The organism is Pseudonocardia sp. EC080619-01 (assembly GCF_001420995.1).
GTDB lineage: Bacteria > Actinomycetota > Actinomycetes > Mycobacteriales > Pseudonocardiaceae > Pseudonocardia.
This window is the reverse complement of record NZ_CP012184.1, coordinates 5,758,649-5,783,447: the sequence shown is the minus strand read 5'-3', so window position 1 is coordinate 5,783,447 and position 24,799 is coordinate 5,758,649. Positions and strand designations below refer to the sequence as shown.

General features: G+C 73.1%; 22 protein-coding genes and 1 pseudogene. 12 read left to right on the top strand and 11 right to left on the bottom strand.

The features are described from left to right. Positions 1-20: 20 nt before the first annotated feature. Positions 21-215 (top strand): hypothetical protein, encoded by a 195-nt coding sequence (locus AD017_RS26570; RefSeq protein WP_060575928.1) that lies wholly within the window; start codon positions 21-23, stop codon positions 213-215. Between the two features lie 953 nt (positions 216-1,168). Here AD017_RS26570 and lpdA read toward each other — a convergent pair. Together lpdA and AD017_RS26560 are read right to left on the bottom strand one after the other, a co-directional pair. Next, on the bottom strand, positions 1,169-2,572 hold the full coding sequence (lpdA, locus tag AD017_RS26565; RefSeq protein ID WP_010235400.1) for a dihydrolipoyl dehydrogenase: 1,404 nt from the start codon (positions 2,570-2,572) through the stop codon (positions 1,169-1,171). Positions 2,573-2,581: 9 nt separating this feature from the next. Beyond that, the gene (locus tag AD017_RS26560; RefSeq protein ID WP_010235398.1) at positions 2,582-3,100 is read right to left on the bottom strand and encodes a MarR family winged helix-turn-helix transcriptional regulator; all 519 of its coding nucleotides are present in this window, start codon (positions 3,098-3,100) and stop codon (positions 2,582-2,584) included. Between the two features lie 91 nt (positions 3,101-3,191). On the opposite strand from AD017_RS26560, the gene AD017_RS26555 reads away from it, so the two are divergent. Next, positions 3,192-3,749, top strand: coding sequence for a YceI family protein (locus tag AD017_RS26555; protein WP_060575927.1), 558 nt, complete (start codon positions 3,192-3,194; stop codon positions 3,747-3,749). Positions 3,750-3,824: 75 nt separating this feature from the next. Continuing rightward, positions 3,825-4,556, top strand: coding sequence for a helix-turn-helix domain-containing protein (locus tag AD017_RS26550; protein ID WP_060575926.1), 732 nt, complete (start codon positions 3,825-3,827; stop codon positions 4,554-4,556). On the opposite strand, the gene AD017_RS26545 is transcribed toward AD017_RS26550, so the two are convergent. Further along, a complete protein-coding gene (locus tag AD017_RS26545; RefSeq protein ID WP_060575925.1) occupies positions 4,546-5,517 on the bottom strand; it encodes a LysR family transcriptional regulator in 972 nt (323 codons plus the stop codon). The two genes, AD017_RS26550 and AD017_RS26545, sit on opposite strands and share 11 nt — an antisense overlap. A gap of 109 nt (positions 5,518-5,626) precedes the next feature. Here AD017_RS26545 and AD017_RS26540 point away from each other — a divergent pair, with 109 nt between their 5' ends. From AD017_RS26540 to AD017_RS26525, 4 genes are read left to right on the top strand one after another with little or no spacing between them, the layout of a single operon-like run. Further along, entirely contained in the window at positions 5,627-6,937 is a 1,311-nt protein-coding gene (locus AD017_RS26540; RefSeq protein WP_060575924.1) for a CitMHS family transporter, read from the top strand. A gap of 33 nt (positions 6,938-6,970) precedes the next feature. Further along, on the top strand, positions 6,971-8,272 hold the full coding sequence (locus AD017_RS26535; RefSeq protein ID WP_010224427.1) for an acyclic terpene utilization AtuA family protein: 1,302 nt from the start codon (positions 6,971-6,973) through the stop codon (positions 8,270-8,272). Next, complete coding sequence (locus tag AD017_RS26530) at positions 8,259-8,594, top strand: hypothetical protein (RefSeq protein ID WP_060575923.1); 336 nt, start codon at positions 8,259-8,261, stop codon at positions 8,592-8,594. Before AD017_RS26535 ends, AD017_RS26530 begins: the two co-directional genes overlap by 14 nt. Before the next feature lie 40 nt (positions 8,595-8,634). Further along, positions 8,635-10,302, top strand: a complete 1,668-nt coding sequence (locus AD017_RS26525; protein ID WP_060575922.1) for an SLC13 family permease — start codon at positions 8,635-8,637, stop codon at positions 10,300-10,302. A 13-nt stretch (positions 10,303-10,315) separates the two neighbouring features. Here the strand turns inward: AD017_RS26525 and AD017_RS36600 are convergent. Next, positions 10,316-10,492: pseudogene (locus AD017_RS36600) on the bottom strand (VOC family protein); the annotation flags it as partial. A gap of 414 nt (positions 10,493-10,906) precedes the next feature. Here AD017_RS36600 and AD017_RS26515 point away from each other — a divergent pair. Further along, on the top strand, positions 10,907-11,431 hold the full coding sequence (locus tag AD017_RS26515; protein WP_010224423.1) for a DUF1059 domain-containing protein: 525 nt from the start codon (positions 10,907-10,909) through the stop codon (positions 11,429-11,431). Between the two features lie 80 nt (positions 11,432-11,511). On the opposite strand, the gene arc is transcribed toward AD017_RS26515, so the two are convergent. The 3 genes from arc to AD017_RS26500 form a co-directional block, all read right to left on the bottom strand. Further along, positions 11,512-13,293 (bottom strand): proteasome ATPase, encoded by a 1,782-nt coding sequence (arc, locus tag AD017_RS26510; protein ID WP_060576630.1) that lies wholly within the window; start codon positions 13,291-13,293, stop codon positions 11,512-11,514. 277 nt (positions 13,294-13,570) lie between these two features. Then, the gene (locus tag AD017_RS26505) at positions 13,571-14,353 is read right to left on the bottom strand and encodes a tRNA (adenine-N1)-methyltransferase (protein ID WP_050802186.1); all 783 of its coding nucleotides are present in this window, start codon (positions 14,351-14,353) and stop codon (positions 13,571-13,573) included. Between the two features lie 122 nt (positions 14,354-14,475). Beyond that, positions 14,476-15,069, bottom strand: coding sequence for a signal peptidase I (locus AD017_RS26500; protein ID WP_082399429.1), 594 nt, complete (start codon positions 15,067-15,069; stop codon positions 14,476-14,478). A gap of 84 nt (positions 15,070-15,153) precedes the next feature. On the opposite strand from AD017_RS26500, the gene AD017_RS26495 reads away from it, so the two are divergent. Genes AD017_RS26495 through AD017_RS26480 form a run of 4 tightly spaced genes read left to right on the top strand, consistent with a single transcriptional unit; the run spans position 15,154 to position 18,862 of the window. Beyond that, the gene (locus tag AD017_RS26495) at positions 15,154-15,738 is read left to right on the top strand and encodes a TasA family protein (RefSeq protein WP_010224419.1); all 585 of its coding nucleotides are present in this window, start codon (positions 15,154-15,156) and stop codon (positions 15,736-15,738) included. Next, the gene (locus AD017_RS36595; protein ID WP_060575920.1) at positions 15,735-17,042 is read left to right on the top strand and encodes a hypothetical protein; all 1,308 of its coding nucleotides are present in this window, start codon (positions 15,735-15,737) and stop codon (positions 17,040-17,042) included. The genes AD017_RS26495 and AD017_RS36595 overlap by 4 nt, the downstream gene beginning before the upstream one ends. Positions 17,043-17,078: 36 nt before the next feature. After that, positions 17,079-18,011, top strand: a complete 933-nt coding sequence (locus tag AD017_RS26485; protein WP_082538309.1) for a PD-(D/E)XK nuclease family protein — start codon at positions 17,079-17,081, stop codon at positions 18,009-18,011. Continuing rightward, entirely contained in the window at positions 18,008-18,862 is an 855-nt protein-coding gene (locus AD017_RS26480) for a thioesterase family protein (RefSeq protein WP_174521775.1), read from the top strand. The genes AD017_RS26485 and AD017_RS26480 overlap by 4 nt, the downstream gene beginning before the upstream one ends. A 78-nt stretch (positions 18,863-18,940) precedes the next feature. On the opposite strand, the gene hisG is transcribed toward AD017_RS26480, so the two are convergent. The 4 genes from hisG to metH all read right to left on the bottom strand — a co-directional run bounded on the left by hisG (position 18,941) and on the right by metH (position 24,684). Continuing rightward, entirely contained in the window at positions 18,941-19,831 is an 891-nt protein-coding gene (hisG, locus tag AD017_RS26475) for an ATP phosphoribosyltransferase (protein ID WP_060575919.1), read from the bottom strand. Positions 19,832-19,882: 51 nt separating this feature from the next. Beyond that, a complete protein-coding gene (locus AD017_RS26470) occupies positions 19,883-20,146 on the bottom strand; it encodes a phosphoribosyl-ATP diphosphatase (protein ID WP_010227420.1) in 264 nt (87 codons plus the stop codon). A 190-nt stretch (positions 20,147-20,336) separates the two neighbouring features. Beyond that, positions 20,337-21,035 carry an HAD family phosphatase gene (locus AD017_RS26465; RefSeq protein ID WP_010227419.1) on the bottom strand — a complete coding sequence of 233 codons (699 nt, stop codon included), beginning with the start codon at positions 21,033-21,035 and terminating at the stop codon, positions 20,337-20,339. Beyond that, positions 21,028-24,684, bottom strand: a complete 3,657-nt coding sequence (gene metH / locus AD017_RS26460) for a methionine synthase (protein WP_075315084.1) — start codon at positions 24,682-24,684, stop codon at positions 21,028-21,030. Before metH ends, AD017_RS26465 begins: the two co-directional genes overlap by 8 nt. Positions 24,685-24,799: the final 115 nt, after the last annotated feature.

Below are 24,799 nucleotides of genomic sequence, written 5' to 3'. Positions count from 1 at the left end.
ACATGCACTCAGGAGTTCCCATGGTCAGCATCTCGGTCTCGGCCCGCTCCCTCGCCGCCGCCCGGCTGATCGACCCGGAGGTCAACACCGCCGCCGTCCAGGCCGCGGTGGAGGCCGCCCTCGCCGCCGAGCGCCAGGAGAAGCGCGACGCCGGCCGCCCCGCGACCCGCCGCGAGCACACCGCCCGCCGCGAGCCCGGCGCCGGCGCCGCCTGAACCCCGCGCCTCCCCGGATCGGACCTCCCCGGATCGGACCTCCCCGGATCCGCCCTCTGGGATCCGGCCTCCCGGGACCCGGCCTCCCGGAGGACGCGGGGCACGCAGTGCACGGGGCACCCCCTCCCTGCCCCGGGGCGCACCCCGTGACCGCGTGCCGCACCCCGTGACCGCGCGCCGCACCCCACGCAACGGGTGCTCCGAGCCGCGACGGGGTGCGCCGAGCCGGAGCCGGGTGCGCAGAGCCGGATGCTCCGAGTCGCGACCGGGTGCGCCGAGCCGGATGCTCCGAGCCGCGACCGGGTGCGCCGAGCCCGAGCCGGGCGCGCAGAGCCGCATGCTCCGAGCCGCGTGCTCCGAGCCCGAGCCGGGTGCGCCGAGCCGCAGCCGGGCGCGCAGAGCCGGGTGCTCCGAGCCGCGACCGGGTGCGGAGAGCCCGGGCCGGGTGCGGCAGGCCGGGCCACGGCGCCGAATCCGGTTCCCGACAGCCGCTCGACACCGCCGGTACTCCGCCGCCCTGCGCGACACCTCGCCTTCGCACGGGTTCCCTTCGTTCGCACGGGGTCGGATCCCGTGCGAGCGACGGGAACCCGTGCGAACGGAGCGGTCACGTGGGGACGAGGCGCCTTCCCGGGCAGAGATCGTCGGCCGGTGACCGGTCCTCCGGAGCAGGACGACGGGTCCCCGGCACAGATCGCTGCCTGAGGAAGCGGTTCTCCGGAAGAGGTATGCCGACGAGCCACCGCACCCGGGGCGACGGGGCACCGCACCCGGGGCGACCGGGGACAGCGGGTCGCGCGGCGTGCGAGGGCGGCGGATCGGCGCCGGGCACTCCGGACGCCCGCCCACGTGCCGGCACCCCGCCCACGAGCGGGCCCCGGACACGAGCGGGCCCCGGACACACGGGAGCCCGCACCCCGACGGGGTGCGGGCTCCCGGCCGTTCCGCGTCCGTCAGAAGTTGATCATGTGGCCGGACAGGCCGTGGATCGCCTCCTGCAGGCACTCCGACAGGGTCGGGTGCGCGTGCACGTTGCGCGCCATCTCGTGGACGGTCAGGTCCCACTTCTGGGCCAGGGTGAGCTCCGGCAGCAGCTCGGTCGCCTCGGCGCCGATGATGTGCCCGCCCAGGAGCTCGCCGTGGGTGTCGTCGGAGATGAGCTTGACGAAGCCGGCGGGCTCGGCCATGCCGTGCGCCTTGCCGTTCGCGGTGAAGGGGAAGGTCGCGACGTTGACCTTCCAGCCCTTCTCGTCCGCCAGGTCCCGGGCCTCGGCCTCGGTCCAGCCGAACGACGCGACCTGCGGGTTGCAGAAGGTCGCCCGCGGCATCATCTTGTAGTCCAGCTCCTGGGTCTCGGCGCCCGCCAGGGTCTCGGCGGCGACGATGCCCTGCGCCTCGGCGACGTGGGCGAGCATGAGCTTGGCGGTGACGTCACCGATCGCGTAGACGTGGTCGACGTTGGTGCGCATGTGGTCGTCGATCTCGATCGCGCCACGCTGGGTCAGCGACACGCCCAGCTTGTCGAGGCCGTAGCCGTCGACCCGCGGCGCGAAGCCGATCGCCTGCACGACCTTGTCGGCCCGCAGGTCCTCGTTGCCCTTCGACGACGACACCGAGACGGTGACGCCCGAGCCGTCGTCGGTGATCGACTCCACCTTGGTGGAGGTCCGGACGGTGACCCCGAGCTTCTTGTAGGCCTTGAGCAGCTCCTTGGACACGTCGGCGTCCTCGAGCGGGAGCAGCCGGTCCAGGTACTCGACGATGGTGACGTCGACACCGTAGTTGGCCAGCACGAACGCGAACTCGACGCCGATCGCGCCGGCGCCGGCGATGATCACGCTCTCCGGCAGCTCGCGGGTGAGGATCTGCTCCTCGTAGGTCACCACGCGCTCGGAGAGCTCGGTGCCCGGCAGCAGCTTGACCGTCGAGCCCGCCGCGATGATCACGTCGTCGTAGGTGACGGTCTCGTTGCCGCCCTTCGACAGCTCGACCTCGATCTCGCCCGGCTTGGTGAACCGGCCGAACCCGTCGAGCTCGGTGATCTTGTTCTTCTTCATGAGGAAGTGCACGCCCTTGACCCGGCCGTCCGCGACGGTCCGGCTGCGGTCGAAGGCGGCACCGAAGTCCAGCGACACCTCGCCGGACAGGCCGAAGGTCTTCTGCTCCTTCGTGACGATGTGGGCGATCTCCGCGTTACGCAGCAGCGCCTTGGACGGGATGCAGCCCACGTTGAGGCAGACACCGCCCCAGTACTTCTCCTCGATCACCGCCACACTGCGGCCGAGCTGGGCGGCGCGAATGGCCGCCACGTATCCACCGGGTCCGGCACCGAGCACGACGACGTCGAAATGAGGCATGTGCCCAGCCTAGGATGCGCGTGCGGGCTCCGGGCCGTCCGGGCCTGCGTCCCCGGTCACCGGCCACTCCCCCGTGCCCGACAGGTGCGCCACGACCGCCTCGCAGGCCTCCTGCAACCCGGCCTGCTGGGCGGGCGTCAGACCGTCGAAGACCGCCTCGCGCACGCTCTCGACGTGGTCCGGCGCGGCCGCCTCGAGCACCGCGAACCCGGCGTCGGTGAGGTGTGCGAGCTGGCCGCGGCGGTCGGTCGGGCAGGACCGGCGACCGATCCAGCCGGCCTCCTCCATCCGGGCCACCGCGTGCGAGATCCGGCTGCGCGAGGACATCGCCGACTCGGCGAGCACGCTCATCCGCAGCGTCCGGTCCGGCGCCTCGGACAGCCGCACCAGGATCTCGTAGTACGCCTGCGGCATCCCGGCGCCCGTCTGCAGCCGTCGCTCGACCAGGTCGGACACCAGGCGCTGTGCCGCGAGGAAGGCCCGCCAGGTCCGCTGCTCGTCGTCGTCGAGCCAGCGAGTGTGATCCACGACACCCTCCGAAATCTTTGAGCCCTCATCTTGTTGCACCTAGTATCGCTCTCAACAAGTGAGAGTTCAACTAACTACCCCAGGAGATCCCATGAGCGCCCCCACGAAGATCCCCGGCTACGTCGCAGGCACCTGGGACATCGACCCGGTGCACTCCGACGTCGCGTTCGTCGTCCGTCACATGATGGTCAGCAAGGTCCGTGGCCGCTTCGAGCAGGTCTCCGGTGAGCTCGTCACCGCCGAGAACCTCGAGGACTCGACCGTCACCGCCACCATCGACGCCTCCTCCCTGAGCACCGGCAACGAGCAGCGTGACGGTCACATCCGCTCGGCCGACTTCTTCGAGGTCGAGAAGTACCCGGAGTGGACCTTCCGGTCCACCGGGCTCGCCGCCAAGGGTGACGACTTCGTGCTCACCGGCGACCTGACCCTCAAGGGCGTCACCAAGCCCGTCGAGCTGGACCTCGAGCTGAGCGGCTTCGGCCCGGACGCCTGGGGCGGCACCCGCGCCGGCTTCACGGCGACCACCACCATCAAGCGCTCGGAGTTCGGTGTCGACATCGAGCTGCCGATGGACGGTGGCGGCGTCGTCGTCAGCGAGAAGGTGGGCGTCGAGCTGGAGATCCAGGCCGTCCTGCGCGCCTCCTGACCGACCGCATCATCCCCGGGAGCCCCGGTCCGCGACGTGCGGCCCGGGGCTCCGGCGCGTCGTAGGCTCCACACCGTGGCGGGATACCGGGAGATCACGCCGGACGGACCGGACGCCGGCCTGCTCGAGTGCGCCTGGCAGAGCCGGCACGACCGGCCGCACGCCCAGCGCGTACTGCCCGACGGCTGCATGGACCTCCTGCGCCTCGACGCCCGGCCGACCGTCGCGGGCCCGGACACGGCCGCCCACCTGGCGACCGGCCCGGCGGGCGCCGTGACGACGGGGCTGCGGTTCCGGCCCGGCATCCTGCCCGGCCTGCTGGGCGTGCCCGCCGACGCGCTGCGGGACGCCCGGACCCCGCTGGAGGACCTGCTGCCGAGCCCTCCGTCGCGCGCCGTGCTGGACACCGTGCGGGCGCTCGCGGACGACCCGGACACCGACGACGTCCCCCGGCTCCTGCTGGGTGTCACCCGCGCCCTCCGCGACGCGGCGGACGACCGGCGCCCGCTCCCCGATCCGCTCCCCCGGCCCGCGCTGCGGGCGCTGGCCCGCGGGACACCCGCCGCCGAGCTCGCCGATCTGCTCGGGATCATCTCCCGCACGCTGCACCGGCGCTGTCTCGCGACGCTCGGCTACGGCCCGTCGGTGGCCCGCCGGGTGCTGCGGTTCCGGGCGGCGAGCAGCCTGCTGTTCGCCGGGGTGCCCACGGCCGAGGTCGCCGCCCGCACCGGCTACGCCGACCAGCCGCACCTGTCCCGCGAGGTACGGGCACTGGCCGGCGTCTCCCCCACGACGCTCACGGGCTGACCGGGCCGGGCCGGTCCCCGTCCGGGGGCCCGACCCACTCCGCGTGCTCCGGCAGCGACGGCCGGTCCCGGTCGGCGCCGGTCAGCATCGCCGCGAACGCCTGCGCCGCCGGCACGGGATGCCGGCCCCGTGGCACGACCAGCGCGATCCGCCGCGTGAGCACCGGGCCGTCGAGCGGCACCGCGACCAGCCCGGCGAACCCGGTCAGCGGGACGACGAGACCCGGGACCGCCGTCACACCCAGCCCGGCGGCGACGAGGCCGGCGACGGCGGCGATGTTCCGTGCCGCCAGTCCCCGCTCCGGACGTGCGGCGGCCAGGAACAGGGCCCGGTCCACGTGCTGGCGGATGCTGGTCGTCGGGTCGAAGTCCACGAGCGGCTCGCCGTCCAGGTCCGCCCAGCGGAGCGTGGGGCGCCCGGCGAGCCGGTGGTCCGGCGGGACGAGTGCGCAGAACCGGTCAGCCGCGACCGGGGTCGCCAGGAGGTCGGGTGGGGCGGCGCCGTCGTCGGGCAGGACCGTCACCGCGAGATCGGCCCGCCCGGTCCGCACCCGCTCGAGGACCTCGTCGGCCAGCGCGTCGGACATCTCGGTCCGCACCCCGGGCCGGGCCCCGCGGAACGCGGACACCACACCGGGCAGCAGGATCGCCGCGAGCGATGGCAGCGTGGCGATGCGGACCGCGCCCTCGCGGCCGCCGAGGAAGCCGTCGACGTGCCGCAGCTCGGACTCGACGGCGTCGAGGGCACGCCGGGCCGCGGCCACCACGGCGTTCCCGGCCGGGGTCGGCTCCAGCCGCCGGGTGGTCCGCTCGAACAGGCGCACCCCCAGCCGTCGTTCGACGTCGGCGACGACCCGGCTCAGCGACGGCTGGGCGACGTGCAGCGTGTGCGCGGCCGCGGTGAACCCACCGGCGTCGTGCACGGCGACGACGGCCCGGAGCTGCTGCAACGTGAGATCCATAGGCCCACCGCATCAGTCGATCCACATCTGGTCTTTGACGAGCATAGGTCCGGGGCAGCAGCGTGTGCGGCGGGCCACAGCCGGTCCACCGCCGACGAGGAGGTCGACGATGCTCGCCGCGATCGGATTCCTGACCATCGCCGTGTTCCTGGCGGCGGTGCTCTCCGGACGGGTGTCGGTGCTGCTGGCACTGACGGTGGTCCCCGCCGCGGGTGCCGTCGTCGCCGGGCTCGGCGGCGGCCTCGGGGACTACGTCACCGACGGTCTCGAGACCGTCGCCCCGGTCGCGATCATGATCACCTTCGCGATCCTCTACTTCAGCCTGATGCTCGACTCCGGGCTGTTCGACCCCGCGATCCGGCGGGTGGTGCGCTGGGCGGGCGGTGACCCGCTCAAGATCTGCGTCGGCACCGCGGCGCTGACCGTCCTGGTCGCGCTGGACGGCGACGGCGCCTCCACGTTCCTGATCATGGTGAGCGCGATGCTGCCGCTCTACCAGCGGCTCGGCATGCGCCGGATCGTCCTGGCGGGCCTGGTCTGCCTCGGCGCGGGCGTGATGAACATGGTCCCGTGGGGCGGGCCGACCGCCCGGGCCATGGCGGCACTCGATCTCGACGCCACCGCCGTGTTCGTACCGCTGCTGCCCGCCATGGGCGCCGGCATCGCGTGGGTGCTGCTCGCGGCCTACCTGATCGGGCGCGCGGAGCGGCGCCGCCTCGGCGTCGTCGAGCTCGACCCGGCGGCCGCCCCGGCGGACGCCCCGGGCGCCGCGGCCGCGCCCGTCGTGCGGTCCCGTGCCGACCGGATCCGGTTCGCACTCAACGTCGTGCTCACGCTCGCGCTGGTCGTGGTGCTGCTGTTCCAGCTCGCCGACCTGCCGGTGGTGTTCCTGTGCGCCTTCGTGCTCGCGCTGCTGGTGAACCGGCCGACCTGGGACGGGCAGCGGGCGCTGTTCGAGAAGCACGGCCACAACGTCGTCCTGGTCACCGCGATGATCTTCGCCGCGGGCGTGTTCACCGGCGTGCTCGGCGGCACCGGGATGATCACCGCGATGGCGGAGTCGATCGTCTCCCTGGTCCCGGACGGCGCCGGGTCGCTGGTGCCGGTCGCCGTCGCCGTCACCTCGATGCCGTTGAGCCTCGTGTTCACCCCGGACGCCTACTACTTCGGCGTGCTGCCGGTGCTCGCCGAGACCTCGACGGCGCTCGGCGGCGACCCGGCCGAGGTCGCGCGGGCCGCCGTCCTCGGGCAGATGACGACCGGTTTCCCGCTCAGCCCGCTCACCGCCTCCACCTTCATCCTGCTCGGGATGACGGGCGTGGAGCTGGGCCGCCACCAACGGTTCGTCTTCGGCTGGGCGTTCGGCACCACGCTGGTGATGACCGTCGTCGCGCTCGCCACGGGCGCACTGACCCTCTGACCCCACCCGCCCCGCCCGAGGAGGACGCACGCGATGCCCCCGACCACGACCCGGATCGGCAGCGGCGCCGGGTTCGCCGGCGACCGGATCGACCCGGCCGTCGAGCTGGCCCGCCACGCCCGTCTCGACGACCTGGTGCTGGAGTGCCTGGCCGAGCGGACGATCGCACTCGGGCAGCGCCGCAGGCTGGCCGACCCGGGGGCCGGCCACGACCCGCGGCTGGAGCAGCGCCTGACCGCACTGCTCCCCGACCTGCTGGCCGGTGGTGTCCGGCTGCTGACGAACATGGGCGCCGCCAACCCGCCTGCGGCCGGCCGGATCGTCCGCGACCACCTCGACCGGCTCGGGTCGACGGCCCCGGTCGCCGTCGTCACCGGCGACGACGTCCTCGACCGTATCGATCCGGACGCCCCCGCCGCCGAGGACGGGCGCCCGCTGCGCGCGCACGGCGAGCTCGTCTCGGCGAACGCCTACCTGGGTGCCGACGCGCTGCTGCCGGCGCTGGAGTCGTCGGCGGCGGTCGTCGTCACGGGCCGGGTCGCGGACCCGTCGCTGTTCCTGGCCCCGCTCGCGCAGCGGCTGGGCTGGGACCTCGCCGACCCCGGGCCCGCCGCGGCCGGGACGCTGGTCGGGCACCTGCTCGAGTGCGCGGGCCAGCTCACCGGCGGCTACGCGGCCGATCCGGGGGCGTTCGACGTCCCGGGCCTCGCCCGGCTGGGGTTCCCGTTCGCCGACGTCGCGGCGGACGGCAGCGCCGTCTACGGCAAGCCGGACGGCAGCGGTGGGCGGCTGGACCGCCACACCGTCCGCCAGCAGCTGCTCTACGAGGTCACCGACCCGACCGGCTACCGCACCCCGGACGTCCTGCTGGACCTGCGCGGCGTGCGGGTCGACACCGCGGGCCCCGACCGGGTCCGGGTGACGGGCGCACGGGGCCGCGCCCGGCCCGACGAGCTCAAGGTCAGCGTGGGCTACCGGGCGGGGCACCGGCTGGAGGCCGGGATCTCCTACGTCGGGCCGAACGCGGCCGCGCGGGCCCGGCTGGCCGCCGACGTCGTCGCCGAGCGGGTCCGCGGGCTGCCGGTCGCCCCGCGGATCGAGGTCCGCGGCGGCGACGAGGACGCCCGGCTGCGGGTCGCGGCCGTCGACCACGACACCGGCGCGCTGGACGTCCTCGGGCACGAGGTCGAGGCGCTCTACACGAACGGTCCGGCGGGCGGGGGCGGCGCCCGCGCGCACGTCGACGAGGTCATCGGTGTGCTGTCCACCCTGGTCCCGCGGGCCGCCGTCGCCCCGCACGTCACCCTGCTGGAGGCCGGCCGTGCGGCTGCATGAGATCGCGTACTGCCGGGCCGGGGACAAGGGCACCGTCGCGACCCTGACCGTCGTCCCGCACGACGACGCCGGCTACGACCACCTGGTCGCCGCGCTGACCCCGGACCGGGTCCGTGCCGCGCTCGACCGGTGGGTCGGCGGCGAGGTGATCCGCCACGAGCTCCCGCTGGTGTGCTGCCTGCAGTTCGTCTGCACCGGGGTGCGGGGTGGCGGGGTCACGGTGTCGGCCGAGCTCGACACCCACGGGAAGTCGCTGTCCTCCCGGCTCCTCGCCCTGGAGATCGGGGTGGACCATTCGGACATATCCAGATCAATCGGATAGGTTCGTCCCCCGAACGAGCAGCGCGGCACGAGGGGGACGTATGGCCACGACCGACCCGGGGACGTCGGAGAACCCGACACACGAGCGCAGGCCGGCCGGGGACGAGCCCCCGCCCGGCACCGGAGGGACGACCGCGGCCGACGGCCGCTCACCGGGCCGCACCTGGGCTTTCCGGGCACTCGGCGTGGGCCTCGGAGCGCTGACCTGGATCCTCCTCGGGGCCGCGCAGACCCTCGAACCCGACGCCCGGATCGTCGCTGCGATCGGGGTGCTGATGGCGGCCTGGTGGGTCACCGAGGCGGTGCCGCTCTCCGCGACCGCGCTCCTGCCGATCGTGCTGTTCCCCGCACTCGGGGTGGTCGGCGTCTCCGACATCACGGCCGACTACGGCGATCCGATCGTGTTCCTGTTCCTCGGCGGGTTCCTCATCGCCATCGCGATGCAGAAGTGGCACCTGCACCGGCGCATCGCGCTCCTGACGTTGCGGACCGTCGGCACCTCCCCGACCCGGATCGTGCTCGGGATGATGATCGCGACCGGGTTCCTGTCGATGTGGGTGTCGAACACGGCGACCACCCTGATGATGCTCCCGATCGCGCTGTCGGTCCTGGCCCTCGTCGCGGAGCGGGCAGGCAGCTCGGGCGACTCGGTCCGCCGCGGAGCCCCGATCAGCGAGACCGTCCGCGATCCCGCGGTGCGGACCTTCGGGGTCGGGCTCGTCCTGTCGGTGGCCTGGGCGTCGTCGATCGGCGGTCTCGGGACGCTGCTCGGGAGCCCGCCCAACGCGATCGTCGCCGGTTACGTCGCGGACGAGCTCGACCGCGAGATCAGCTTCCTCGGCTGGATGCAGCTCGGCGTGCCGATCGTGGTCGTGTTCATCGGTGTGGCATGGCTGCTCATCACGCGGTTCCTGTTCCGCACCGACCTCACGGAGATCCCCGGCGGCCGGGAGATGATCGACGACCAGCTCCGCGGGATGGGCCCCGCCAGCACGGCCGAGAAGCGGGTGCTGGGCGTGTTCGCCGGTGCGGCGGTGCTCTGGATCGTGCCGGGCATCCTCACGGAGTTCGCCGCGATCGACGCCGCGCTGCCGTGGCTGGGCGGGATGAACGACACCGCGATCGCCATCGCGGCGGGTCTCGCGCTGTTCCTCCTGCCCGCGGACACCGAGCCGCCGGACGAGCCGCGCGAGGGCACCGGTGCCGTACGGCCGTACCGGATGCTCCTGGTCTGGGAGGACGCCCAGCGGGGACTGCCCTGGGGTGTGCTGCTGCTCTTCGGCGGCGGGCTCGCCCTGGCCGGTGCGGTCGCCTCCAGCGGTCTCGACGAGTTCATCGGCGCGAGCGTCGCCGGTCTCGGGGTCCTGCCGATCCTGCTGCTCGTCGGCGCCGTCGTGCTGATCGTGCTGTTCCTGACCGAGGTCACCAGCAACACCGCCACGGCCGCGACGTTCATCCCGGTGCTCGGCGGCGTGGCGATCGGCATCGGGGCCGACTCGATGACCCTGCTGATCCCGGCCGCGCTCGCCGCGACCTGTGCGTTCATGTTGCCTGTCGGGACACCGCCGAACGCGATCGTCTTCGGGTCCGGCGTGGTCACGATCGGCCAGATGGCCCGTGGCGGGCTGGCACTGAACGTCGTCGGCGTCGTGCTGATCACCCTGTTCGCCTACCTGCTCGGTGGGTGGGCACTCGGCCTGCAGTTCTGACCGGCCGGAGGGCTCACACCCACGCGAACAGGTCGAGCGGGGACCCGTCCGGGTCGCGGACGGTCGCGTAGCGCTGGCCCCACGGCGCGTCGAACGGGTCGAGCACCGACTCGTACCCGGCGCCGGTGATCCGCTTCCAGGCGTCGTCGACGGCGGACGCACCCGGCACGCGACCGACATGCGTCCGTCGCCGGTCGGGGCCGCGCCGGGGTGGAAGCCCTCCACCATCGACTGCAGGTCCAGGGCCAGCCGGATGCCGCCGCGCAGGGTCGTCTCCACGTGCGGCGACGACTCCGCGCCGTCCGGGAACTCCAGGCCCACCAGCCGGTAGAAGGCCACCGAGCGGGCCATGTCCGTCACCATGATGCCGATCATGTCGAGCTCGGCGCCGATCGTCTCGTCCATGGGCGGAAGGCTAGGCCCGGGCCCGCCCCCGCGTCGTGAACGGATCGGACACGGTGTCGGCGGGTCCGTTGCGATCGGCAATCGTGACGACGTCGCCGTCGGGTCCCCGCCGCTACTCTGCTCGCCCGTCGACCGGGACTCCGGGCCGCGACGACTGCACGCGATCCGCCGCTGCGCGCGGCGCCCCGGCGAGGGATCGGTGACCCACCCGACCGTCGTACCGGAGGACATGATGACCAGGAAGATCGTCGACTGCCGCGAGATGCCGAGCGAGTCCGGCTGCACGCTGACCCTGACCGGCGAGGAGGCCGAGGTCCTCGACGCCGCCTGCGGGCACGCCGTGGCCGTGCACGGCCACACGGACGGCCCCGAGCTGCGCGACGCGATCCGCGCCGGCATGCGGACCGCCCCGCTGGACGCCGCCGACGGCTCGTTCGTCCAGATGATCGAGTTCGACACGAACCGCATCGAGGACATGGACGGGCTCGTCGAGGAGTGGATGCGCGAGATCGGCACCGAGCGCACCGCGCAGTGGTACGTCGTCGCCGAGGACCGGGAACGCCCCGGCACCTACGTGGAGGTCGTCGGCTTCCCGAGCCACGAGCTGGCGATGCGCAACTCCGACCACCCGGCCACCACCCGGATCGCCGAGCGGATGCAGAAGATCGCGACCGGCGAGCCGACGTTCCGCAACCTCGACGTCGTCCGCGCCCGGACACCGTGAGCCCCTGATCCCGCGGAGTGCCCGACGACGGACGGCCCCGCCACGGAGACCGTGGCGGGGCCGTTCGCCGGCGTGCGTGCCTACAGGTACTGGCCGGTGTTCGACGCGGTGTCGATCGCGCGGCCGGTGGCCTCGTTCTTGCCGGTGACCAGGGTGCGGATGTAGACGATCCGCTCGCCCTTCTTGCCCGAGATCCGGGCCCAGTCGTCGGGATTGGTGGTGTTCGGGAGGTCCTCGTTCTCCGCGAACTCGTCGACGATCGCGTCCAGCAGGTGCTGGACCCGCAGGCCCGTCTGACCGGACTCGAGCACCGACTTGATCGCGGACTTCTTCGCCCGGTCGACGATGTTCTGGATCATCGCGCCGGAGTTGAAGTCCTTGAAGTAGAGGGTCTCCTTGTCACCGTTGGCGTAGGTGACCTCCAGGAACCGGTTCTCCTCCGACTCGTCGTACATCCGCTCGACGATGCGCTGGATCATCCCGTCGACGCACGCCTTGCGGCTGCCGCCGAACTCGGCGACGTCGTCGTCGTGGATGGGCAGGGTCTCGGTGATGTACTTGGAGAAGATGTCCTGCGCACCCTCGGCGTCCGGACGCTCGATCTTGATCTTCACGTCCAGCCGGCCGGGCCGCAGGATCGCCGGGTCGATCATGTCCTCGCGGTTCGAGGCGCCGATCACGATCACGTTCTCCAGGCCCTCGACGCCGTCGATCTCGGCGAGGAGCTGGGGCACGATCGTCGTCTCGACGTCGGAGGACACCCCCGAGCCACGGGTCCGGAAGATCGAGTCCATCTCGTCGAAGAACACGATCACCGGGGTACCGGCCGAGGCCTTCTCCCGGGCCCGCTGGAAGATGAGCCGGATGTGCCGCTCGGTCTCGCCGACGAACTTGTTGAGCAGCTCCGGGCCCTTGATGTTCAGGAAGAACGCACGGCCCTCGTCCGGGTCGTCGCCCCGCTGCTTGGCGATCTTCTTCGCCAGCGAGTTCGCGACGGCCTTCGCGATGAGCGTCTTCCCGCAGCCGGGCGGTCCGTAGAGGAGCACGCCCTTGGGCGGGCGGAGCTCGTACGTGGTGAACAGCTCGGTGTGCAGGAACGGCAGCTCGACCGCGTCCTGGATCTGCTCGATCTGCCGGGACAGGCCACCGATGTCGTGGTAGGCGATGTCCGGGACCTCCTCCAGCACGAGGTCCTCGACCTCGGCCTTGGCGACCCGCTCGTAGGCGTAGCCCGCCCGCGAGTCGACCATGAGGGAGTCCCCGGACTTGAGCGGGCTGGTGCCCTCCTCGTCGCCCAGGTCGAACAGCGGTGCGGCGAGCCACACCACCCGTTCCTCGTCGGAGTGGCCGACGACCAGGCCGCGACCGGCCGAGCCGTCGTCGCCGGGCTTGCTGACGATCTCGCGCAGCGAGTACAGGTCACCGACCTGCTCGAAGCCCATGGCCTCGACCACGGTCAGCGCCTCGTTCAGCCGGACCGACTGCCCGCTGCGGAGCTGCTCGCCCTCCACCGCGGGCGAGACGGGGACGCGCATCCGGCGGCCGGAGGTGAAGACGTCGACGGTGTCGTCGTCGTACCGGCCGAGGAACACGCCGTATCCGGACGGGGGTTGGGCGAGCCTGTCGACCTCCTCGCGGAGTGCGACCAGCTGCCCCCTCGCCTCCTTGAGGGTCTCGGTGAGCTTCTCGTTGCGCGCGTTGAGCGCGGAGAGCCGGCTCGTGGTCTCGGCCAGGCGCTGCTCCAGCACTCGGGCGTGCCGGGGCGTCTCGGTCAGCCGCTGACGCAGCGTCGCGATCTCGCTCTCGAGGTGACGGATGTGCTCCGCGGTCTCGGCCGGGCCGAGATCGTGACCAGATTGGATGTCCCGCCTGCCGGGACCGTCGTCGTAGGGGTGGTTCACGGCAGCCTCCCTCCGTGTTCCGTCTCACCACGGTACCCGGGCGGGGGAACCGCGGCGGTGCGTCGAACCGGTGATCCGGGCCTCAGCCGGTCGGCACCACGTGGTCACTCTGCGGCTTCTCGCCCGTCACCGCCACGTCCACACGGAGGGGACTTCGTAACGTTCTTGTTCCGCGCCGGGCGCGTCGTGGTCCGCCGCCAGGGCGATCCGGGTGAATCCCCTGGTGCGGACGCCGTCCTCAGCGGCCGGTCGGGCGGCGCTGCTGCCGGGGCGGGGTCACGCCGTCGGCGAGCCGGCGCGACGTCACCAGGAAGGCGGTGTGCGCGATCATCCGGTGCTCCGGCCGGACCGCGAGCCCCACGACGTGCCACGGCCGGACCATGGCCTCCCACGCCTCCGGCTCGGTCCAGCACTGCATCTCGCGGAGCTTCTCGGTGAGCACCGAGAGCTGGGTCGTGGTCGCCACGTACCCGACGAGGATCCCGCCCGGCACCAGGCTCTCCTTCACCGTGTCGAGCACGTCCCACGGCGAGAGCATGTCCAGGACGACCCGGTCGACCTCGCCACGGTGCTCGCGGACGTCGCCGACGGTGAGGTCCCAGTGCGGCGGGCGGTGCCCGAAGAACTTCTCGACGTTGCTCACCGCGTGCGGGGCGTGGTCGTCGCGGACCTCGTAGGACACGACCCGGCCGGTCGGCCCGACGGCCTGCAGCAGCGAGCAGGTCAGTGCCCCGGACCCCGCACCGGCCTCCAGCACCCGGGCGCCCGGGAAGACGTCGCCCCACATCAGGATCTGTGCGGCGTCCTTCGGGTAGATCACCTGCGCGCCGCGCGGCATCGACAGGACGTAGTCGGCCAGCCGCGGCCGCAGGGCCAGGTAGGGGGTGTTCGCGGCGGAGTGGACGAGGCTGCCCTCGTCGGCACCGATGATGTCGTCGTGCTCGATCTGGCCGCGGTGGGTGTGGTAGGCGCCACCCGACTCGAGGACGACGGTGTAGTGGCGTCCCTTCGGGTCGGTCAGCTGGACCCGGTCCCCGTCCCGGAACGGGCCGCCGCGCCGGGGCGGCTCCCAGGTGACGGTGTCGTCGGAGGCGGCGAGGGGACCGTCGGGGGTCGGGAGGGCGTCGTGCACGGGCGACGACGCTAGCCGCGCGCCCCACCCGTCCCGCCGCCGGGGCGCCCGCCCCGCTTCGGCACCAGCAGCACCAGCCCGATCAGCAGCAGCACCGCACCCCCGCCGACGACCAGCCCGGGCCCGGTCCGCAGGAAGCCGGCGGCGCCACCGACCCACGGCAGGTGGTACCAGAGCCGCCCGAGGAGGTTCTCCGCAGTGACCGGGTGCGGGTCGGGCGCGGCGTTCGCGTCCCCGCGGGTCGTGAACACCGGCCCCGGTGCCACCTCGACGACCCGGTGGGTCACCGTGCGGGTCTCCCCGCTCGCCGGGTCGCGGTCGACGAACGAGACGACGTCGCCCACGACGACGGATCCCGGGTCGACCGGGCGGGAGACGACCAGTGACCCCACCGACAGCGTCGGCACCATGCTCCCGGAGAGCACCGTCAGCGCCCGCGACCCGGTCGCGGCCGGGACCACGGCCACCGCCACGGCGACCGCGACCGCCGCGAGGACGAGCAGGGTGACCAGCCCGCCGACCAGCCGGCCGGGCAACGAGCGGCGGGGAGCGGGCTCGGCCGCCGGCCAGGACGCACGGGAGGGTCCGGAGGAATGTCGGCCCATCCGCTCACCATAAGTGCCCGCTACGGCACGTGCAGTACACGATCGAGCGGTGACCTGCGGCGACCCGGTGGGAAAGAGTGTCCCATGGACAACCGCAAGCGCCTCGCGATCGGCATCGCGGCCGTGGCGGTGGCTGTGCTCGCCATCGGCCTCGGCACCTATGCCGCCTTCACCGACACCGAGGACGGCCCGTCCGGCAACGCCGCGTCCGGCACCCTCGACCTGACCGTCGGCTCCAACGCGAGCACGACCTTGTTCAACCAGGACAACATCGCCCCCGGGTTCAGCACGACCGTCGACGTCACGGTGCGGAACGTCGGGACCGTCCCCGGCACCGTCACCGGGAACCTGACCGTCACCGGTGCCGACGTCACCTGCACCGAGCCGGAGGCGGAGGCGGAGGGCGTCGCGGCAGGCAAGTGCGCCGCCGGCGGGAACCTGCAGGACCAGATGACCGTCCAGGTGCTGTCCGGGCCCGGGGTGACGACGCCGGCCGCCGCCGTCCCGCTGAAGACCTTCGTCAACTCGCCGCTCCCGGCCGGGACGCTCGGGGGCAACTCCGACGGCGTCTACAAGCTGCAGTTCGCCCTCCCGGCGGCGGCCGACAACAAGGTGCAGGGTGACCGGATCTCGATCGGGTCGACGTTCACCCTGAACCAGAACACGTGAGCCCGGCGGTCCCCCGGCGGCGGGCGGTGCTCGCGCTGGGGGCCGCGGTCGTGCTGGTCGCGGTCTCCGCCGCGGCCTGGGGCACCTGGGCGACCTTCGTCGACCGGGATCCCGGAGCGGCAGGCGCCACCTCGTCGGCGACGGTCGTGCTGGGCGGCCGGTCTGCGCCTCCCGCCGTCGCGCTCACCGGGCTCCGCGCCGGGTCCACGACGACCGCGACGGTCACCGTGGACTACCGGGGCACGGTGCCCGCGACGCTGTCGTTGTCGCTGCCCGCGACGACGTCGACGGCGTGCACCAACGGGGTCGGTGGCCTCCTCGACGGGCTCAACGTCGGGTCGCTGGTCGTCACGCTCGGGTCGCGCGCCGCGGAGTCGTACTGCGCGCTGCTCGACGGGAAGGACCGCGTCGTCGCGACGCTGCAACCGGGGACCGTGACGACGGTCCCGGTGAAGGTGACGGTCGGGGCGATCGTGCTGCTGCCGCGTACCGAGGCCGCCACCCTGCGGCTCAAGGTGAGCGGCGGGTTCACCGACCGGGTCGACGGCACCCTCCGCATCACGACGAACCTGCTGGGCGCGCGGTCGCTGCGGGTCGCCGCGCCCGCCGCCTCCTCCCCCACCGTCGCCCCGGCCGTGGCGTCGCCGCCCGCCGAGTGCGTCGACGCCGGCATCACCCAGCCCGCCGAGACGATCAGCCTGTCCGGGAACGGGGCGACCTTCGACGCCCGCACCGAGCGACCGGGGGCGACCGGCCCGTTCCTGATCATCGGCACCCCCGGTGCGGACCGGATCACCGGCTCGCCCGGGCGGGACTGCATCGTCGGGGCCGGGGGCGACGACGTGCTCGACGGCGGCGCCGGGGACGACGTCCTCGTCGGTGGCGACGGCGACGACCGGCTCACCGGCGGCGACGGGGCGGACCGGCTCTACGGCAACGCCGGTGCCGACACGCTCCTCGGTGGCCCGGACGACCCGCCCGCGGCCGACGTCCTGCACGGCGGGGCCGACGGCGGGGACTGCCCGGACGCCGGGCCCGAGGACGCCGTCACCGCGTGCACCGTCCCCCCGGGGCCCGCCGCACCGGCACCGGCCACCCCGGAGCCGGGGAGCCCGGCTCCGGCCGTGCCCGAGGGGACCCCGGACGGCCCCGCGACGGAGCCCGCCCCGCCGGCCGGCAGCACCGCACCGGAACCAGCCGCACCGGCGCCCCCGGCCGCGGACCCGGCCGCCCCCGGGGCCGTCCCCGAGGGCGCGCCCGATCCGGACGGCCCCGGTGCGGCCACGACGACGCCGCCGGGCTGAGCGGGACCGTCGGGGGTCCCGGTTAGCCTCGGGACCGTGACCGCCGAGGAGCCGCTCCCCCACCCGGCCGCCGCGGTGCCGCCCGCCGTGGGCCTCGTGGAGGCCGGGTCCGCCGGTCCGGCGCCGCGCCCGCCCGCGCTGTCGCCGTCGCGGGCCGCGGACTTCCGGCGCTGCCCGCTGCTCTACCGGTTCCGGGCCGTCGACCGGCTGCCCGAGCCGCCGTCCCGCGCGCAGGTCCGCGGCACCCTCGTGCACGCGGTGCTGGAGCGGCTGTTCACGCTGCCGGCGCCCGAGCGCACCCCGGCGGCGGCACGTGCCCTGCTCGGCCCCTGCTGGGACGAGCTGTCCGCCGGGCTCGGCGACGCGGTCACCGGCGGCCCGCTGTTCACCGGTCCCGGCGACCCGGAGCTGGCGGTGTGGCTGGACTCCGCGGCCGGGCTGCTCGACACCTACTTCACCCTCGAGGACCCGGCGGAGGTCCCCGCGGTGGCCGTGGAGGAGCGCGTCGAGACGAGTCTCGACGGGGCGGACGGCGTCGTCCCGCTGCGGGGGATCGTGGACCGGCTCGACGAGTCACCGGACGGCACGCTGCGGGTCGTCGACTACAAGACCGGTGCGACGCCCGGCGAGGGCTTCGAGGGCTCGGTGCTGTTCCAGCTGAAGTTCTACGCGCTCACGGTGCTGCTCACCCGCGGCCGGGTCCCCGACGAGCTGCGGCTGCTGTACCTGTCCGACGGCACCGCGCTGACCTACCGGCCGGACGAGGACGAGCTGCACCGCTTCGCCCGTCTCCTCGACGCCGTCTGGTCCGCGATCCGCCGGGCGGCACCGACCGGGGACTTCCGCCCGAACCGGGGGCGGGCCTGCCGCACGTGCGACCACCGCGCGCACTGCCCCGCCTGGGACGGCGTGCCACCGCCCTACCCCGGGTGGCCCGGTGACGCCGCGGGCGAGGCCGTCGGGGCATGATCGCGGCCGTGACGTCCCCCATTCCCCCCGGACCGTTCTACCTGCCCCACGGCGAGCGCACCGGCGACGGCGGCGGCACCGTCGGCGAGTTCGAGGCGACCCCGTCGACCACCGGCCCGTGGTACGCCGACGCCCAGCACATGGGGCCCCCGTCCGCGCTGCTGGTCCGGGCGATGGAGCGCCTGCCCGAGTCGCGCCCGGGTGGCGCCGAGGCGGGTTGGCGGCTCGCCCGCGCGTCGGTCGAGGTGCTGGGCATGGTCCCGGCCGGCCCGGTCACGGTCACCGCGGAGGTCGAGCGGCCGGGCCGCACCATCGAGCTGCTCTCGGCCACGATGTCGGCGGGCGGTCGCGACGTGCTCCGGGCGAGGGCCTGGCGGCTCGCCGCCGGCGACACCGCCGGTGCCGAGCAGGGCGCGGTCCCGCCGCTGCCGGGCCCGGAGACCGGCACGATCCGCACCGAGCGGCCCGACGGCTGGCTGCCCGGCTTCCTCGACGCCACCGAGTGGTCGTGGCTCGGCGGCGACGAGCTGGGCACTCCCGGGCCAGCGCGGGCCTGGGTCCGGCTCCGGGTCCCGCTGGTCGACGGCGAGGAGCCGACCCCGGCCCAGCGGCTGATGGTCGCCGCGGACTGCGCGAACGGCGTCGCGGCGCCGCTGGACGTCCGGAAGTGGCTGTTCGTCAACACGGAGCTGACCGTGCACCTGCACCGGGCGCCCGAGGGCGAGTGGATCGGGGTCGACGCCGCCACCGTCATCGGGCCGGACGGGCTCGGCACCTGCTCGGCCACCCTGTTCGACGAGCACGGCCACACCGGCCGCAGCGGTCAGGCGCTCACCGTGCGCCCGCGCTGAGCGCGGCGCCCCACCCCGCACACGACGGCGGCCCGCCCCGGGATCCGGGAGCGGGCCGCTGTCGTGGGAGCGGACGACTCAGCTGCCGTGGCCGTTCACGGTCATGGCGCGGCAGGACCGGATCTCCGAGGTCAGGATCGCGGTCGCGCCGATCGTGGCGAGCCGGTCCATCACCCGGTTGGTGTCCTTGGTCGGGACCATCGTGCGGACCGCGACCCAGCCGGCCTTCCGCAGCGGCGAGACGGTCGGCGCCTGCAGACCCGGGGCCACCTTCTCCACGTCGGGCAGCAGCGACTCGGGGCAGTCGAAGTCCATCATCAGGTACTCGCGGGCGAGGACGACGCCCTGGAGCCGGTCGGCGAAGATCCGCTTGGTCGAGGTGACGTCGCCGTCCTCGACACGGTCGGGACGCTTCTCGCGCTCGATGAGCGTGGCCTGCGACGTCGCGATCGGGTCGCCGATGATCTGGAGCCCGTGCTGGCGCAGCGTCCGCCCCGAGGAGACGACGTCGGCGATGGCGTCGGCCAGGCCGAGCTGGATCGAGATCTCCACGGCACCGTCGAGCTTCACGATCTCGGCGCCGATCCGCTTGCCGGACAGGTACGAGCGGACCAGCCGCGGGTACGACGTCGCGATCTTGCGGCCGTCGAGGTCCTCGAGCTTCCAGTCGGAGTCGGTCGGCGCCGCGAAGTGGAACCGGGACTTGCCGAAGCCCAGCGGGAGGATCTGCTGGGTCTGGCTGCCGGACTCCTCCATGAGGTCGAAGCCGGTGATGCCCAGGTGCAGGTCGCCCTTGCCGACGTAGGTGGCGATGTCCTTGGGCCGCAGGTAGAAGAACTCGATCTCGTTCTCCTCGTCGACCACGCTGAGGTCACGCGAGTCGGTCCGCTGGCGGTACCCCGCCTCGCGCATCATCGTGGCGGCGGGCTCGGCCAGGGTGCCCTTGTTCGGCAGTGCCACGCGGAGCATGACGCTCTCCTGAATCTCGGTCTCGGCTGTGCTGTCTGGTGCGGGCGGGCGCTACAGATGCTTGTAGACGTCCTCGAGGGCGAGCCCCCGTTGGATCATGATCACCTGTAGCCGGTAGAGCAACTGCGAGATCTCCTCGGCCAGCTCGTCGTCACCCTGGTACTCCGCGGCCAGCCACACCTCGCCGGCCTCCTCCAGCACCTTCTTGCCCTGGGCGTGCACCCCGGCGTCCAGTGCGGCGACGGTCCCCGAGCCTGCCGGCCGCTCCGTGGCCTTGGCCTGGAGCTCGGCGAACAACCCGTCGAATGTCTTCACGTGCATCGACCCCTTCCGCCGACCAGTGTGAACCGTGACGCGGCCGACACCACCGGAGACCCGGGGCTCCGAGCCGTGCGGGCAACGCACCGCGCCGGGTGGTTCACCCTTTGTGACCAGCCCGGGCGCGTGCGGCCGTTCGTCGCCGGCGACGAACCGCTCGCACGCGACCGGGGAGGCGGGGACCGTCTCAGCCGCGGGCGCGGACCTCGGCCAGCACCGCGGCCAGCTCCGCAGGCCCGACGCCGTCGAGGGAGTCGCGCTGCACGCGCCGCTCCCCCGCCGGGACGGCCAGCTCGCACGGCACCACGAGCACCGCGCACCCGGCCCGCTCCGCGGACAGCGCGCCGGTCGGCGAGTCCTCCACCGCCACGCAGTCACCGGGGTCGAGCCCGAGCAGCTCCGCCCCGCGGCGGTACGGCTCGGGCCCCGGCTTCGGCTCGGCCACCTCGTCGCCGGGGACGACGGCCGCGAAGTGCTCGCGGCCCAGCGTCTCCAGCGCGCGCTCCACCAGCACCCGGATCGTGTTGGTGACCAGGACCGCCGGGATCCCCTCGGCGCGCAGCGCCCCGAGGAGCTCCCGCGCGCCCGGTCGCCACGGCACGCCGTGCGCGAACAGCTCGCCGGCCCGGTCGTAGAGCCACTCACCGGTCTCCCGGTACTCGTCGGCGGGGACGCCTGCCGGGTCCCGGCCCGCCTCGCGGAAGCAGATCCGCAGCGACGAGTCGAGCGACCCGCCGACCGACTCCAGACGCGCCTCCGTGGACAGCGGAGGCGCGCCGAGGTGCTTCATGAGGTCGTTGAGGGCGACCTCCCACACCTTCTCGGAGTCGATGAGCGTGCCGTCCATGTCCAGCAGCACGCCCCGCAGCGCCCGCGGCTCAGGCATCGGGGTTGTACCCGAGGTTGGGCCGCAGCCACCGCTCGACCTCGTCGACCTCGGTGCCGAGCCGGCCCGCGTAGTCGGTGACCTGGTCGCGCCCGATCCGGCCCACGGTGAAGTACCGGGAGTCGGGATGGGCGAACATCATGCCGCTGACGGCGGCCGCCGGGGTCATCGCGTACGACTCGGTCAGCTCGATGCCCAGCTCCTCCGCGCCGAGCAGGTCGAACAGCGGACGCTTCTGGGTGTGGTCCGGGCAGGCCGGGTAGCCGAACGCCGGACGGATCCCGCGGAACTTCTCGCCGAGGAGCTCCTCGAGCGGCTGCTCGGCACCGGGCTCGAACCACTGCCGGCGTGCCTGGAGGTGCGCGTACTCGGCGAACGCCTCCGCGAGCCGGTCGGCCAGCGCCTTCACCATGATGGCCCGGTAGTCGTCGAGGGCGTCCTCGTACTCCTTGGCCATCTCCTCCGCACCGTGGATGGAGACCGCGAAGGCGCCGAGGTGGTCGCCCTCGGGCGCCACGTAGTCGGCGAGGCTGCGGTTGGCGCGGCCCTCCGGCTTCTTGGTCTGCTGGCGCAGCATCGGCAGCCGGACGTCACCCGCGTCCGGCGAGATGACGATGTCCTCGCCCTCGGCGTGCGCGGGCCAGAACCCGTAGACGCCCTTCGCCGTGAAGCGGTCGCCCTCGATGATCTCGTCGAGCATCGCGTTGGCGTCGTCGTAGAGCTCCTTGGCCACCGGCGAGTTCAGGATCCCGGGGAACTTGCCCTTGAGCTCCCAGGCCAGGAACAGGAACTGCCAGTCGATCAGCTCGCGCAGCTCCGCGATGGTCGGCGCGCACTCGCGGACCCCGGTGAACTCCGGCGCGGGCAGGTCGTCGAAGGTGACCTGCTCGCGGTTGGCCACCGCCTCCTCGAACGGCAGCAGCGGCTTGGCCTCCCGGTTCGCGTGCTGCTCGCGCAGCCGCTCCTGGTCCTCGCCGTTGCGCTTGCCCAGGGCCTCCGCGCGGTCGTCGTCGAGCAGGTCGGAGACCACCCCGACGACGCGGGAGGCGTCGAGCACGTGGAGCACGTTGCCGTCGTAGGCGGGCGCGATCTTCACCGCGGTGTGCTGGCGCGAGGTCGTCGCCCCACCGATGAGCAGCGGCAGCTTGAGCCCCCGGCGCTCCATCTCCGCGGCGACGCCGACCATCTCGTCCAGCGACGGGGTGATGAGACCCGACAGGCCGATGACGTCGGCGTTCTCCGCGACGGCGGTGTCGAGGATGGTCTGCGCGGGCACCATCACGCCGAGGTCGACGACCTCGTAGCTGTTGCAGCCGAGCACCACACCGACGATGTTCTTGCCGATGTCGTGGACGTCGCCCTTGACCGTGGCCATGACGACCTTGCCGTTGCCGCGGTCGTCGATCTCCCCGCGGGCCCTGGCCTCCTCCTTCTCCTCCTCCATGTACGGCTCGAGGTAGGCGACCGCCCGCTTCATCACGCGCGCCGACTTCACCACCTGCGGGAGGAACATCTTGCCGTCGCCGAACAGGTCGCCGACGACCTTCATGCCGTCCATGAGCGGACCCTCGATGACGTGCAGCGGCCGGTCGGCCTCGGCGCGCGCCTCCTCGGTGTCCTCCTCGATGTAGTCCACGATGCCGTGCACCAGGGCGTGCGAGATCCGCGAGCGGACGTCGTTCTCCCGCCAGCTGAGGTCGACCTTGCGCTGGGTGCCCTCGCCCTTGAACCGGTCGGCGCTCTCGACGAGCCGGTCGGTGGCGTCGGGACGCCGGTTGAACAGGACGTCCTCGACCATCTCGAGCAGGTCGGCCGGGATGTCCTGGTAGACCGCGAGCTGGCCGGCGTTGACGATGCCCATGTCCAGGCCGGCCTGGATGGCGTGGAACAGGAACGCCGAGTCCATCGCCTCGCGGACGACGTTGTTGCCACGGAAGGCGAACGACAGGTTCGAGACGCCACCGGAGATGTGCGCGCCCGGGCAGCGCTCCTTGATCCGCGGGAGGGCCTCGATGAAGTCCTTCGCGTAGTCGTTGTGCTCCTCCATGCCGGTGGCGATGGCGAGGATGTTCGGGTCGAAGATGATGTCCTCGGGCGGGAGGCCCGCCTTCTCGACCAGCAGGTCGTAGGCCCGTCCGCAGATCTCGACCTTCCGGTCGGCGGTGTCGGCCTGGCCCGTCTCGTCGAACGCCATGACGACGACGCCCGCCCCGTAGGACCGGACCGTCGCGGCCTGGCGGAGGAAGGGCTCCTCCCCCTCCTTCAGGCTGATCGAGTTGACGACGCCCTTGCCCTGCACGCACCGCAGCCCGGCCTCGACGACCGACCACCGCGAGCTGTCGATCATGATCGGCAGCCGGGCGATCTCCGGCTCGGTGGCCAGCAGGTTCAGGAAGGTCGTCATCTCCTCGTCGGACTCGAGGAGGTCGGCGTCCATGTTGACGTCCAGCATGTTCGCGCCGCCGCGGACCATGTCCAGCGCGACGTCGAGCGCGCCGTTGTAGTCCTTCGACTCGATGAGCCTGCGGAACCGCTTGGACCCGGTGACGTTGGTCCGCTCACCGATCATCACGAAGCCGGTGTCCGGGACGATGTCGAACCGCTCGAGCCCGGAGAACCGGGTCCGGTGGGCGGGCTCCACGGGGGTCCGCGGGGCCACGTCCTTGACCGCGCCCGCGATCTCGCGGATGTGGTCGTGCCCGGTGCCGCAGCACCCGCCGACGATGTTCACCAGGCCGGACTCGGCGAACTCGCGGAGCAGGGCCGCGGTCTGGTCCGGGGTCTCGTCGTAGCCGCCGAAGGCGTTCGGCAGGCCGGCGTTCGGGTAGCTCGCGGTGAACGTGTCGCTGATCTCGGACAGCGCGACGACGTGCGGGCGCATGTCCTCCGCGCCCAGCGAGCAGTTCAGGCCGACGACCAGCGGGTCGGCGTGCCGGATCGAGGTCCAGAAGGCGTCCACGGTCTGCCCGGACAGCGTCCGGCCCGACCGGTCGACGATCGCCACCGAGATCCAGATCGGCAGGTGCGGCGCGATGTCGTGCGCGGCGTGCAGGGCGGCCTTCGAGTTCAGCGTGTCGAAGATCGTCTCGATCAGCAGCAGGTCCACACCGCCGTCGTCCAGCGCCGCGATCTGCTCGGCGTAGGACTGGTAGACCTCCTGGTAGGTCACCGCGCGGAACGCCGGGTCCTCGACCTTCGGCGACAGCGACAGGGTGACGTTCAGCGGCCCGATGGAGCCCGCGACCCACTTGGGCTCGCCGGTCTCCGCCTCCGACTCGTCGGCCGCCTGCCGGGCCAGCTTCGCGGCCTCGACGTTCATCGCCACCACGTGGTCCTCGAGGCCGTAGTCGGCCTGGCCGATGGTGGTGGCGGTGAAGGTGTTCGTCGTCGTGAGGTCGGCGCCGGCCGTGAAGTAGCGCCGGTGACTGTCCAGGATCAGGTCCGGACGGGTCAGGTTCAGCAGGTCCGGGTCGCCGTTGGTGTCCTTGTGGTGGCCCTCCAGCCACTCCGCCTTGTAGTCGTCGGCGGTGAGGCCCAGGCCCTGGATGACGGTGCCCCAGGCACCGTCGATGACACCGATCCGGCTGCCGAGGAGTTCCCGCAGCTGGCCGGTTCTCCGTTCCGCCGTGGCGACCCGCTCGGGGTCGATGCGGCGGGTGGAGATGTCGCCGTCCGAAGAGGTGCTCACCGAGTGATCCGCTCCCGTCGTAGATGACACGATCAGTCAGGCTACCCCGGGCCGGGGTATCGCCCGGGTTCTGAAG

Bases quoted from the DNA above. Each gene is read 5' to 3' on its own strand.
- AD017_RS26570 (WP_060575928.1), top strand. From the start codon at position 21: ATGGTCAGCATCTCGGTCTCGGCCCGCTCCCTCGCCGCCGCCCGGCTG.
- lpdA (WP_010235400.1), bottom strand. From the start codon at position 2,572: ATGCCTCATTTCGACGTCGTCGTGCTCGGTGCCGGACCCGGTGGATAC.
- AD017_RS26555 (WP_060575927.1), top strand. From the start codon at position 3,192: ATGAGCGCCCCCACGAAGATCCCCGGCTACGTCGCAGGCACCTGGGAC.
- AD017_RS26545 (WP_060575925.1), bottom strand. From the start codon at position 5,517: ATGGATCTCACGTTGCAGCAGCTCCGGGCCGTCGTCGCCGTGCACGAC.
- AD017_RS26540 (WP_060575924.1), top strand. From the start codon at position 5,627: ATGCTCGCCGCGATCGGATTCCTGACCATCGCCGTGTTCCTGGCGGCG.
- AD017_RS26535 (WP_010224427.1), top strand. From the start codon at position 6,971: ATGCCCCCGACCACGACCCGGATCGGCAGCGGCGCCGGGTTCGCCGGC.
- AD017_RS26525 (WP_060575922.1), top strand. From the start codon at position 8,635: ATGGCCACGACCGACCCGGGGACGTCGGAGAACCCGACACACGAGCGC.
- AD017_RS26500 (WP_082399429.1), bottom strand. From the start codon at position 15,069: ATGGGCCGACATTCCTCCGGACCCTCCCGTGCGTCCTGGCCGGCGGCC.
- AD017_RS26495 (WP_010224419.1), top strand. From the start codon at position 15,154: ATGGACAACCGCAAGCGCCTCGCGATCGGCATCGCGGCCGTGGCGGTG.
- AD017_RS26480 (WP_174521775.1), top strand. From the start codon at position 18,008: ATGATCGCGGCCGTGACGTCCCCCATTCCCCCCGGACCGTTCTACCTG.
- hisG (WP_060575919.1), bottom strand. From the start codon at position 19,831: ATGCTCCGCGTGGCACTGCCGAACAAGGGCACCCTGGCCGAGCCCGCC.
- AD017_RS26465 (WP_010227419.1), bottom strand. From the start codon at position 21,035: ATGCCTGAGCCGCGGGCGCTGCGGGGCGTGCTGCTGGACATGGACGGC.